The sequence below is a fragment of the Acidocella sp. C78 genome, assembly GCF_907164655.1.
In genome coordinates this window covers 40597-52675 of the sequence record NZ_CAJQZK010000014.1, presented here as the reverse complement: position 1 = coordinate 52675, position 12079 = coordinate 40597, and the positions used below count along the sequence as shown (strand labels likewise).

Annotated in this window: 10 protein-coding genes; 1 reads left to right on the top strand and 9 read right to left on the bottom strand. The window is 66.9% G+C overall.

Annotated features, from left to right (window positions below; translation table 11 throughout):
• Nucleotides 1-26: 26 nt before the first annotated feature.
• The 5 genes from rpoB to rplK all read right to left on the bottom strand — a co-directional run bounded on the left by rpoB (nucleotide 27) and on the right by rplK (nucleotide 6818).
• Nucleotides 27-4229: a DNA-directed RNA polymerase subunit beta gene (gene rpoB, locus ACIDOCELLA78_RS000000105865; protein ID WP_201728796.1), complete on the bottom strand. Its 4203-nt coding sequence runs from the start codon at nucleotides 4227-4229 to the stop codon at nucleotides 27-29.
• A gap of 221 nt (nucleotides 4230-4450) precedes the next feature.
• The gene (gene rplL, locus ACIDOCELLA78_RS000000105860) at nucleotides 4451-4834 is read right to left on the bottom strand and encodes a 50S ribosomal protein L7/L12 (protein ID WP_201728795.1); all 384 of its coding nucleotides are present in this window, start codon (nucleotides 4832-4834) and stop codon (nucleotides 4451-4453) included.
• A gap of 72 nt (nucleotides 4835-4906) precedes the next feature.
• Nucleotides 4907-5431 (bottom strand): 50S ribosomal protein L10, encoded by a 525-nt coding sequence (gene rplJ / locus ACIDOCELLA78_RS000000105855; RefSeq protein ID WP_201728829.1) that lies wholly within the window; start codon nucleotides 5429-5431, stop codon nucleotides 4907-4909.
• Nucleotides 5432-5688: 257 nt separating this feature from the next.
• Entirely contained in the window at nucleotides 5689-6381 is a 693-nt protein-coding gene (rplA, locus tag ACIDOCELLA78_RS000000105850) for a 50S ribosomal protein L1 (protein ID WP_201728794.1), read from the bottom strand.
• A 2-nt stretch (nucleotides 6382-6383) separates the two neighbouring features.
• Nucleotides 6384-6818: a 50S ribosomal protein L11 gene (gene rplK, locus ACIDOCELLA78_RS000000105845; protein ID WP_201728793.1), complete on the bottom strand. Its 435-nt coding sequence runs from the start codon at nucleotides 6816-6818 to the stop codon at nucleotides 6384-6386.
• A 253-nt stretch (nucleotides 6819-7071) separates the two neighbouring features.
• Here rplK and ACIDOCELLA78_RS000000105840 point away from each other — a divergent pair, with 253 nt between their 5' ends.
• Nucleotides 7072-8052: an aldo/keto reductase gene (locus ACIDOCELLA78_RS000000105840; protein ID WP_201728792.1), complete on the top strand. Its 981-nt coding sequence runs from the start codon at nucleotides 7072-7074 to the stop codon at nucleotides 8050-8052.
• A 79-nt stretch (nucleotides 8053-8131) separates the two neighbouring features.
• On the opposite strand, the gene gltX is transcribed toward ACIDOCELLA78_RS000000105840, so the two are convergent.
• The 4 genes from gltX to ACIDOCELLA78_RS000000105820 are packed head-to-tail and all read right to left on the bottom strand — an operon-like array spanning nucleotide 8132 to nucleotide 11918.
• Nucleotides 8132-9532 (bottom strand): glutamate--tRNA ligase, encoded by a 1401-nt coding sequence (gene gltX / locus ACIDOCELLA78_RS000000105835; RefSeq protein WP_201728791.1) that lies wholly within the window; start codon nucleotides 9530-9532, stop codon nucleotides 8132-8134.
• A gap of 39 nt (nucleotides 9533-9571) precedes the next feature.
• Nucleotides 9572-10399 (bottom strand): TIGR01459 family HAD-type hydrolase, encoded by an 828-nt coding sequence (locus ACIDOCELLA78_RS000000105830; RefSeq protein ID WP_374223257.1) that lies wholly within the window; start codon nucleotides 10397-10399, stop codon nucleotides 9572-9574.
• Nucleotides 10400-10410: 11 nt separating this feature from the next.
• Nucleotides 10411-11475: a quinone-dependent dihydroorotate dehydrogenase gene (locus ACIDOCELLA78_RS000000105825; RefSeq protein WP_201728789.1), complete on the bottom strand. Its 1065-nt coding sequence runs from the start codon at nucleotides 11473-11475 to the stop codon at nucleotides 10411-10413.
• A complete protein-coding gene (locus ACIDOCELLA78_RS000000105820) occupies nucleotides 11475-11918 on the bottom strand; it encodes a hypothetical protein (protein WP_201728788.1) in 444 nt (147 codons plus the stop codon). The genes ACIDOCELLA78_RS000000105825 and ACIDOCELLA78_RS000000105820 overlap by 1 nt, the downstream gene beginning before the upstream one ends.
• Nucleotides 11919-12079: the final 161 nt, after the last annotated feature.

Below are 12079 nucleotides of genomic sequence, written 5' to 3'. Positions count from 1 at the left end.
GCCATGACAAATCCGAACGGTCCTGGTCAGTCCACGGACTGGTTGAGATCGACGTTGAGGCCGAGCGACTTCAGTTCCTTGGTCAGAACGTTGAAGCTCTCGGGCACGCCGGCCTCGAAATTGTCCTGCTCGCGCACGATCGCCTCATAGACCTTGGTGCGGCCCGAAACGTCGTCCGACTTCACGGTCAGCATCTCCTGCAGCGTGTAGGCCGCGCCATAGGCCTCGAGCGCCCAGACCTCCATCTCGCCGAAGCGCTGGCCGCCGAACTGCGCCTTGCCGCCCAGCGGCTGCTGGGTGACGAGGCTGTAGGGGCCGATCGAGCGGGCATGGATCTTGTCGTCAACCATGTGACCGAGCTTGAGCATGTACATGTAGCCCACCGTCACCTTGCGCTCGAACTGCTCGCCAGTCCGGCCGTCGAACACGGTCATCTGGCCGGAGACGTCGAGGCCGGCCTTGGCCAGCATGTCCTCGATATCGGTGATGCGCGCGCCATCGAACACGGGGGTGGCGATCGGCACGCCCTTGCGGATGTTGCCGCACAGCTCCTGCACCTCGGCTTCCGACATCGAGGCGATCTGCTCGTTGTAGATCGCCTCGCCATAGGCGCTCTTCAGCATCCCGTGCAGCCGCTCCCGCTCGGCAGCGTCGCGACGATACGCCTCGACCGCCTCGCCGATCTGCTTGCCAAGGTTGGCGCAGGCCCAGCCAAGATGCGTCTCGAGAATCTGCCCGACATTCATGCGCGAGGGCACGCCGAGCGGATTGAGCACGACATCGACGGCCGTACCGTCTTCCAGGAACGGCATGTCCTCGATCGGGACAACGCGGGAGACGACACCCTTGTTGCCGTGCCGGCCGGCCATCTTGTCGCCCGGCTGCAGCTTGCGCTTCACCGCGATGAACACCTTGACCATCTTCATCACGCCAGGCGGCATTTCATCGCCGCGCTGGAGCTTCTCGACCTTGCTCTCGAAACGCTGCTGCAGCTTGTGCACGGCGGCATCGAACTCGCGCTTCAGCGTCTCGATCTCCGCCATCACCCGGTCGTCCTGCACCGTCAGGTTGCGCCAGGCGCCACGCGGCACCTCGGCCAGCAACGCTGTGGTGATCTCGGTGCCCGACCGCACGCCCTTGTAGCCGGACCCGGCAACCTGGCCGAGCAGCTTCTCGCGCAGCCGGTTGAGGAAGGCGCGTTCCTGAATGGCGCGCTCGTCGTCCCGGTCCTTGGCAAGGCGTTCGATCTCGGCGCGCTCGATCGCCAGGGCGCGCTCATCCTTGTCGACGCCCCGGCGGTTGAACACCCGCACATCCACGACCGTGCCGTTCACCCCCGGCGGCAGCTTCAGCGAGGTGTCGCGCACATCCGACGCCTTTTCGCCGAAGATCGCGCGCAGCAGTTTTTCCTCCGGCGTCATCGGGCTCTCGCCCTTCGGCGTGACCTTGCCGACCAGGATGTCGCCCGGATTCACCTCTGCCCCGACATAGACGATGCCGGCCTCATCCAGGTTGCGCAGCGCTTCCTCGCCGACATTCGGAATGTCGCGGGTGATTTCCTCCTGCCCCAGCTTGGTATCGCGGGCCATCACCTCGAATTCCTCGATATGGATCGAGGTGAACATGTCCTCGCGGGCAACGCGCTCCGAGATGAGGATGGAGTCCTCGAAGTTATACCCGTTCCACGGCATGAACGCGCAAAGCACGTTGCGGCCAAGCGCGAGTTCGCCCAGCTCGGTCGACGGACCATCGGCGATGATGTCGCCGGCGCCGACGCGGTCGCCCACCCGCACCAGCGGACGCTGGTTGATGCAGGTTGACTGGTTCGAGCGCATGTATTTGCGCAGGCGATAGATATCCACGCCCTGGGTCGTGCCATCCTCGCCGGTGGCGCGCACCACGATGCGCGCGCCGTCGATCTGGTCGATCACGCCGGCGCGGCGGGCCACGATTGTCGCGCCCGAGTCGCGGGCAACCGGCGCTTCCATGCCGGTGCCGACCAGCGGCGCATCGGAACGGATCAGCGGCACCGCCTGGCGCTGCATGTTCGAGCCCATCAGCGCGCGGTTGGCGTCGTCGTTCTCAAGGAAGGGGATCAGCGCCGCGGCGACGGAGACGAGCTGGCGCGGCGAGACGTCGATCGCGGTAACCTCGTCGGGCTTGACCAGACGGAAATCACCATTGCGGCGCACCGAAACCAGATCCTCGGTCAGCGTGCCGTCGGCGAGCTTCGGCGCATCGGCCTGGGCAACGGTGAGGCGCTCCTCCTCCATCGCCGAGAGATACTTGTAGTCATCGAGCACCTTGCCATCCTTCACCAGGCGATAGGGCGTCTCGATGAAGCCATACTTGTTCACCTTGGCGAAGGTGGCCAGCGAGTTGATCAGGCCGATATTCGGGCCTTCCGGCGTTTCGATCGGGCAGATACGGCCGTAATGCGTCGGGTGCACGTCGCGAACCTCGAACCCGGCCCGCTCGCGGGTCAGACCACCCGGCCCAAGGGCCGAGAGACGGCGCTTGTGGGTGACTTCCGAAAGCGGATTGGTCTGGTCCATGAACTGCGAGAGCTGCGACGAACCGAAGAATTCCCGCACCGCCGCCGCCGCCGGCTTGGCGTTGATCAGGTCGTGCGGCATTACCCCGTCGATATCGACCGAGCCCATCCGCTCGCGAATGGCGCGCTCCATGCGGAGCAGGCCGACGCGATACTGGTTTTCCATCAGCTCGCCGACCGAGCGGACACGACGATTGCCGAGATTGTCGATGTCGTCGATCTGGCCGCGGCCGTCCTTCAGCTCGCACATGATCTGGATGGTGCGCAGGATGTCTTCCTTGCGCAGCACCCGCACCGTGTCCTCGCATTCAACGCCGAGCCGCATGTTCATCTTGACGCGGCCGACCGCCGAGAGGTCGTAGCGCTCGGAGTCGAAGAACAGGCCCCGGAACAGCGCCTCGGCGGTTTCCGAGGTCGGCGGCTCGCCAGGGCGGATCACCCGGTAGATGTCGATCAGCGCGTCCTCGCGGCTGGCATTCTTGTCGGTCGCGAGCGTGTTGCGGATCCACGGCCCCTTGGCCTGATCGATCGCAAGCGTCGGAATCTCGTCGAGCCCGGCATCCTCCAGCACCTTCAGCTTGGCGTCGGAGATTTCCTCGCCCGCGTCGGCGAAAATCTCACCGGTATTCGGATCGAACAGATCTTCCGCCACGAAACGGCCGACCAGGTCGGCGCGGCTGACGAGCACGGAGCGGGTCTTGGCCGCGATCTGCCGCGCGGTGCGCGCGGTGAGCTTGTCATCGGCCTTGGCGACAACCTCGCCGGTCTCGGCGTCCACCAGGTCCTCGACCAGCTTGGCGCCGCGGAAGGTTTCCGGCTCGAACGGACGCGCCCAGGCCCCCTCCCCTCCGGCGGTGCGGGTGCGGGTGAACGGCACCTTGCCATAGAAGAAACCAAGGATCTCCTCGGCATCCATGCCGCGAATCTCGCCGATCTCCAGCGTCTCGCCCTTGGCCTCGCGCGCGGCGCGCAGCGCCTCGGTCGCGCGCCCCTCAAGCGCGTAGAGCAGCGTCGTGACCGGCAGCTTCCGCTTGCGGTCGATGCGGACATAGATAAGGTCCTTGGCGTCGAATTCGAAATCGAGCCAGGAGCCGCGATAGGGAATGACGCGAGCGGCAAAGAGATACTTGCCGGAGCTGTGGGTCTTGCCCTTGTCATGGTCGAAGAACACGCCGGGGCTGCGGTGCATCTGGCTGACGATGACGCGCTCGGTGCCGTTCACGACGAAGGTGCCGTTGTCGGTCATCAGCGGCATGTCGCCCATGTACACGGGCTGCTCCTTGATGTCGCGGATCGAGCGAGCGCCGGTATCTTCATCGACATCCCAGACGATCAGACGCAGCACCACCTTGAGCGGCGCGGCATAGGTCATGCCGCGCTGGATGCATTCCTCGACGTCGTATTTCGGCTCCTCGAGCTCGTAATAGACGAATTCGAGACGGCCGCGGCCGGCAAAATCGTCGATCGGGAAGACCGACTTGAAGACTTCCTGCAGCCCGGAATTGGTGCGGGAGTCGGGTGAGACGTGCATCTGCAGGAACGCGTCATAGCTCGCGCGCTGCACGTCGATCAGATTCGGCATCGGCGTGGTTTCAGGGATACGCCCGAAGCTCTTGCGGATGCGCTTGCGATTGGTGAAGGAAACTTTGTTCAGGCCACCCGAAATCGCATTCATGCTCAGACCCCGATCTTCATTCCAGTGACCGCGCCGCGGCCCGGGGCTACCATCAGCCCGGGCGTCGCCGCGTCAGCGGCGGGAAACCCCGCCAGTCATCAACCGCCGCCACGCCCTCGCCCGAGGCACGCAACGGCAAACGGGCGGAGCGCCATGGGGCGCCCCGCCAGTTTCAGTCCTGTCGCGCCGACGGCCCGAAGGCCGCGCGGCGCGGGGTAACATCACTCGATGCCGACAGATGCGCCCTGCTCTTCCAGAACCTTCTTGATCTTCTCGGCCTCGTCCTTGTTCACGCCTTCCTTCACGGTCTTCGGCGCGCCCTCGACGAGATCCTTGGCCTCCTTGAGGCCGAGGCCGGTGATCGTGCGGATTTCCTTGATCACGTTGATCTTCTTGTCGCCAGCGACCTTGAGGATCACGTTGAATTCGGTCTTCTCCTCGGCCGGCGCGGCGGCAGCACCGCCACCGGCAGGCATCGCCGCCGCAACCGCGACCGGAGCCGCAGCCGAAACGCCCCACTTGTCCTCGAGCAGCTTGGAAAGCTCCGCCGCTTCGAGAACAGTCAGGCTCGAAAGCTGTTCAACCAGATTTGCCAGATCAGCCATTGTTCAATTCCTTAGAATAGTCGTTCAGTTGGTTCCATGCAAGCCGACCCTGCCGGCTCGCCTCATCTCGTCTCAGGCCGCGTCGGCCTCATCCGCCTTGGCATAGGCCGCAAAGACCCGCGCGAGCTGGCCGGCCGGAGCCTGCAGCACGCCCGCCACCTTCGTCGCCGGCGCCTGGATGAGACCCAGGAGCCTGGCGCGGAGCTGATCGAGCGACGGCAGTTCGGCGAGCGCCTTGACGCCGGATGCATCGAGCATCTGCGTCCCAAGCGCGCCGCCGACCAGCACGAACTTCTCGTTGGTCTTGGCGAACTCGACGGCCACCTTCGCCACCGCCACAGGGTCCTGCGACCACGCAATCGCGGTCGGCCCCTTCAGCATCGGCTTCAGCCCGTCGAATCGGGTCCCTTCCAAGGCGAGGTGAGCCAGACGGTTCTTCGCCACCTTGTACTGCGCGCCCGCTTCCCGCATCTTCACGCGCAGTGCCGTGACATCGGCCACGGTCAGACCATCATTGCGGCTGACCACGACCATCGACGTCTCGGCGAACACCGCGGCGAGCTGGTCCACGAATTCACGCTTCTGTGCGCGATCCACGTCGATCTCCACTCGTCAGGCGAAATACGTTTGGACCGTATCCCGCCGGGTTGCCCAGGCAGCCGGGACCATCCCGGCCGCCGTTCGCCTGTCCTCAGACCGGAACCATCGGAACAAAACGCCCCGATCCCCGTCTCCGGCGTGCGGGAGACTTCCCTTCAAGGCTTGCGCCACATGCCGTCTTGGACAGGTCCGGAACCGCCGGCGCGAACCGGCCGATCCCGTCATGGCCGGAGCCGAGGCTCCGGCGCATCTCATCAGGCAGAAAGACTGCCCACATCCACACGCACGCCCGGCCCCATGGTGGAGGAGAGCGCCGCCTTCTGCAGATAGGTGCCCTTGGCGCCCGCCGGCTTGGCCTTCTGGATCGCGTCGACCAGGGCCTTCGCGTTCTCCACCAGCTTCTCGACCTCGAAGCTCGCCTTGCCGATGCCGGCGTGAATGATCCCCGCCTTCTCGGCGCGGAACTCGATCTGGCCCGACTTGGCGGCGGTGATCGCGCCCTTGACGTCCATCGTCACGGTGCCGAGCTTCGGATTCGGCATCAGGCCACGCGGGCCGAGAATCTTGCCGAGACGGCCGACCAGGGCCATCATGTCCGGCGTCGCGATGCAGCGGTCGAATTCGATCGTGCCATTCTGGACCAGCTCGGCGAGGTCCTCGGCGCCGACCACATCCGCACCGGCCGCCTTCGCCTCCTCGGCCTTCGGGCCGCGCGCGAACACGCCGACGCGCAGCGTCTTGCCGGTGCCGTTCGGCAGGCTGAGCAGGCCGCGCACCATCTGGTCGGCATGGCGCGGATCGATGCCGAGGTTGAGCGACAGCTCGACCGTCTCGTCGAACTTTGCCGTGGCGTTGGATTTCACCAGCGCCATCGCCTCCACCACCGGATAGAGCTTCGCCTGATCGACGGTGGATTGCGCTTTCACCAGCCGCTTGTTCTTCGCCATGATCAGCCCTCCACCACCGAAAGGCCCATCGAGCGGGCCGAACCGATCAGCATGCGCACCGCGCCATCGACATCGTTCGCATTCATGTGAACCATCTTGGTCTGCGCGATTTCGCGCAGCTGGCTCATCGTCACCTTGCCGACCGTGGCACCCTTGCCGGTCGCGGTCGAGCCTTTCGGGATACCCGCGGCCTTCTTGAGGAAGTAGGTGTTCGGCGGCGTCTTGGTGATGAAGCTGAAAGTGCGGTCCGCATAGGCGGTGATCACCACCGGGACCGGCATGCCCACTTCCATTCCCTGGGTCGCCGCGTTGAAATCCTTGCAGAACTGCATGATGTTGAGACCGCGCTGACCGAGCGCGGGGCCGACGGGCGGCGACGGATTGGCCTTGCCCGCAGGAATCTGCAGCTTGATATAGCCGACTACTTTTTTCGCCATGAGGCGCGCTCCTGATCCGAAGGCGTGCAGGCGGGCGAACCCGAAACACGCCAATGGACCGCGGTTCCACCGGCCCGGCCACCCGTGGCCGAACCTCCCGCGTTCCGATTGAGCGATGGGCTATACAGCCCCGCGGCCCCGCTGTCGAGTCGCGCGAGACACATCCCGCCTGGACCCTGAGAATACGGCAACAGGGCTGCATCACCGCAACGAACGCCCCATATGGGCGGCGACCCAACAGATGGAGACACGCATGAAGACAAGGAAACTCGGCACGCTTACGGTTTCCGCCCTCGGCCTCGGCTGCATGGGCATGTCCGATTTCTATGCCGGACGCGACGAGGCGGAGGCGCGCGCGACGCTCGAACGCGCGCTGGAACGCGGCATCACCTTCTTCGACTCGGCCGACATGTACGGCTTCGGCGACAATGAGCGCCTGCTGTCCGATTTCGTGAAGGCGAACCGGAGCAGGATCGTCCTCGCCACCAAATTCGGCAACGAATTCAGCGAAGACCGCCAGCGCCTCGGCATCAACGGCCGGCCGGACTATGTGCGCCGCGCCTGCGACGCCTCGCTGCAGCGGCTCGGGATCGACACGATCGACCTTTATTACCAGCACCGCGTCGATCCGAACGTGCCGATCGAGGAGACCGTCGGCGCAATGGCGGAGCTGGTGAAGGCCGGCAAGGTGCGGCATCTCGGCCTGTCCGAGGCGGCGCCGGCCACCATCCGCCGGGCGCACAAGATCCATCCGATCACCGCGCTGCAAACCGAATATTCGCTCTGGTCGCGCGAGCCGGAGGGCGACATCCTCGCCACCGTGCGCGAACTCGGGATCGGCTTCGTGCCCTACTCACCGCTCGGCCGCGGCTTCCTGACCGGCGCGATCCGCACGCCGGACGATCTCGCCGCCGATGACTGGCGCCGCCACGCCCCGCGCTTCCAGGGCGAGAATTTCACGAAGAATCTCGAACTTGTCGGCAAGGTGAAGGCGCTCGCGGCGGAAAAGGGCTGCACGGCGGGCCAACTGGCACTGGCCTGGGTGCTCGCCCAGGGCGAGGATATCGTGCCAATCCCGGGCACCAAGCGCCGGACCTATCTCGACGAGAATATCGGCGCGCTCGACGTGACGCTGACGCCGGAAGACCTCGCCGCGATCGAGCGGATCATGCCTGCCGGCACCGTCGCCGGCACGCGCTATCCGGAAGCGGGGCTGAAGGCGGTCAATCGCTGATCGCCCGCGCCTCCTCCGCTGAAACGCGAATGGCGGGCGGCTTGCGGCGCCCGCCGTTTTTCAGCCGTGAACAGCGGCGCTATTCGCCGAGAACGGCGAAAATCCGCTTGCGGACCTCGATCGGGCCGAGGGCTTCCATCACCGCGTCGATCGGCGGGCTGACCGTGCTGCCGGTCAGCGCCGCGCGCAGCGGCTGGGCGATGGCGCCGAGCTTCTTCTCCTCGCGTTCGGCATAGGCCTTCATCGCCTCGTGCAGCGCCGCCTTCGAGAAATCGGTGTTGTCGAAGTCGAGTAGCAGCGCCGCGAGGTCGTCGCGCGCCGCCTCGGTGAGCAGGGCGGCGGCCTTTTCGGTCATCGGCAGCGGCGCCTCGCGAACGATGAACAGGGCGGATTCCGCCAGTTCGGCGAGGGTGCGGGCGCGCTCCTTCAGCCCCGGCATCAGCATCCCGATGCGGCCGGCCGCCTCGGTGCCCACCGTAAAGCCGTGGTCGCGCGCAAGCCGGGCAACAATATCGGCGGCAAGCCGCTCATCCTCGGCGGCGCGAAGGAAGACGGCGTTGACATGGACAAGCTTGGCATAGTCCATCCGGCTCGCGGCGCGGCCGACGCCATCGAGGTCGAACAGCGCGACCTGCTGGTCGCGGGGCAGGATCTCGGCATCGCCATGGCCCCAGCCGAGGCGGAGCAGGTAGTTGCAGAGCGCCTCGGGCAGATAGCCCTCGTCGCGAAACTGCAGCACCGAGACGGCGCCGTGGCGCTTCGACAGCTTTGCCCCATCGGCGCCGTGGATCAGCGGAATATGGGCGAAATTCGGCCGCGCCCAGCCCATCGCGTCATAGATCTGGGCCTGGCGGAACGTGTTGGTCAGATGGTCGTCGCCACGGATGACATGGGAGATGGCCATGTCGTGATCATCCACCACGACGGCGTGCAGATAGGTCGGCGTGCCGTCTGACCGGAGCAGGATCATGTCGTCGAGTTCGGCGTTCCTCACCCGCACCTCGCCCTGGACGAGGTCATGGATCACGGTCTCGCCCTCGCGCGGGGCGCGCAGGCGGATCACCGGATCGACGCCGGGCGGCGCCTCGGCCGGGTCGCGGTCGCGCCAGCGCCCGTCATAGCGGAACGGCTTCTTGCTCCGCTCGGCCTCGGCGCGCAATTCGGCAAGCTCCTCGCGGCTGCAATAGCAGCGATAGGCCGTGCCGGCCGCAAGCATCTGCTCGACCACCTCGCGATGGCGGGCGTAGCGGGTCGACTGATAGACCGGCGGTTCGTCCGATTTGAGGTCGAGCCAGTCCAGCGCGTCGAGGATCACCTGCGTCGCCTCGGGCGTGCTGCGCTCGCGGTCGGTATCCTCGATGCGGAGCAGGAACTGGCCGCCGTGATGGCGGGCGAAGAGATAGTTGAACAGTGCGGTGCGGGCGCCGCCGATATGGAGCATGCCGGTGGGCGACGGGGCGAAACGGACGCGTATTGTCATGCCGCCGGCGCTATCACGAAACGGCGCGGGGATGAACCCTTACCAGCGGAACCCGCCGATGATGGCGCGCGGGTCGAGCCCGGCGGCAGCGCAATCGGCCCAAGCCTCCTCGGGCGTCGCGACGTGGACGCCTGAGAGCACGAGCACCGAGGCGATGCCGGCGGCCTTCGCGCCGGCGATATCGGTTCGCAGCGAGTCGCCGAACGCGATCGTCCGCGCCGGTTCGGTGCCGAGCAGATCCAGGGTCGGACGATAGACGGCCGGATCGGGCTTGCCGCGCCAGATCACCCGCCCGCCCCAGGCGGCGTAGCGCTGGGCGAGCGCCCCTGCGCAAATGATACGGCGCCCGTCGCGGATCACCTCCAGGTCGGGATTGGCGCAGATCATCGGCAGCCCCGCGCCGAGCGCCTCGCGCAGCAGCGGATCGAAGGCGGCGGGATCGTCGGGCGGCGCGAGATCGTCGGGTCCGGTATTCAGCAGGAAATCCGCCGCATCCGGCCGGTCGGCCTCGGCGAGCCCGAGATCGTCGAACAGGTTGCGGTCACGCGGCGGACCGAGATGAAACAGCCGCTCGCCAAGCCCCGCGAAATCGGGCTCGCTGCGCGAAACCAGGGCGGTGCGCACGGCCTCGCCGCTGGTCATGATCCCGTCGTAAAGCTCGGGGCCGATGCCCATCGCGGCCAAAGCGGCCGCGACCGGCGCGGTGCGGCGCGGCGCGTTGGAGAGAAAAACGACGCGCTTGCCGGCCTCGCGCAGATGGCGCAGGCAGGCGGCAACGCCGGGATAGGGGCGCACCCCGTCATGCACCACGCCCCAGAGATCGACGATGAAGCCATCGCGATCGCGGGCAAGAGTTTCGACGCTCATCGGGGCTTCGCTCACGGCGCGATCTCCGCGAGCCGGTCGGCATCCCGGCCGACAAGTTCTGCCAGCGTCGCCGCGCCATACTGGTCGAGCAGGGCGGACAGTCCGGCGGCGATGCGCGGCAGCACCGACGGCCCCTGATAGACGAAAGCGGTATAGACCTGCACGAGGCTCGCACCGGCGCGGAATTTGGCGAGCGCCTGCTCCGGCGTCGCCACGCCGCCGACGCCGATCAGCAAAAGCCGGTCGCCGGCGAGCAGGCGAACCCGCGCCAGCATGCGCGTCGCCCGGTTGAACAGCGGCGCGCCGGACAGGCCGCCCGCCTCGCCGCGTGCCGCGCCGCGCAGGGCATCGGGCCGGGCGAGCGTGGTGTTGCTGACGATCAGCCCGGCGACACCGCGGCCAATCACCATCTCGACCAGTTCCGGCAGAACCCCTTCATCGAGGTCGGGGGCGAGCTTGACGAAAAGCGGCGGGGCGCCTGGCACGGCGGCACGGATCGCATCGAGGATCGCGGCCAGCCGGTCGGTCGCCTGCAGGTCGCGCAGGCCGGGCGTGTTGGGCGAGGAGACGTTGATGGCGATGTAGTCGGCATGCGGCGCGACCGCATGGACCAGGGCGGGGTAATCGGCCAGCGGGTCCGCCCCTTCCTTGTTGATGCCGAGATTGGCGCCAATGGCCGCCCGCGTGCGGTCGGCGCCGGCGAGGCGGGCGGCGAACCCCTCGATGCCGCCATTGTTGAACCCCATCCGGTTGATCAGCGCCCGATCCTGGGCCAGCCGGAACAGGCGCGGCTTCGGATTGCCCGGTTGCGGCCGCCTCGTCACCGTGCCGGCCTCGATGAATCCGAACCCAAGGCGGGACAGCCCGGCAAGGGCGGCGGCATCCTTGTCGAACCCCGCGGCAAGCCCGATCGGCAGGGTTATCGTTCGTCCGAAGGCGGACATCGCAAGGCGCGGATCGGCCGGAACCTCGCGCCGCCCCGCGAGCCCGAGACGCAACCCGGCCAATGCGATGTCGTGCGCCGTCTCGGGTTCCAGCAGGCGCAGCGCGGCCGCGGCGATATCCGCGACAGGCATTACTTCGCGAAGACCACGATCTCGGGGGTCGAAGAGGCGGGAATCCCGGCAAGCGGCGCGGCGGCGCCGAGCGAGACGTGTTCCGCCGCCACCCCATCGGCCACGATCGCATCCGCAACCTGCGCGGCGCGCGGCGCGAGGCGGGCCATCGCCCGTTCGGCCGCCGCCGGCCCACCCGCGGCCGGCGCGGTGACAACCACCCGGAATTCCGCCTTGGGATTGATTTTCAACGCCGCGTCCACGGCATATTTCACCGAGGGGGACCATGTTTCGACCGCCTCGGGAATCGTCACCAGCGGAAGCCGCCCGTTGAAAGCGGTAAGCGCCGCGACATCCACCAGCGACGGCGCGCCGGCATAGGGGCCCGGCACATGGCGGCCGGGCACCGCGCACCCGGCAAGGATGGCTGGAAGCACGAAAATCATGAGGATCGAGCGACGCATGAACGGCCTTTACTGGAGCTTGCCCGTGGCCTCAATGGCAGGGGAATTAACGAAAGTCTAGATTGCGCGGCGCGATCGCCGAATTGCCGGACCGATCGCCGGCGGGTGTTCTGAACCCGCCGGCGACGCCGGGCAATCCGGCCTTTTCGGGCATCCCTCCG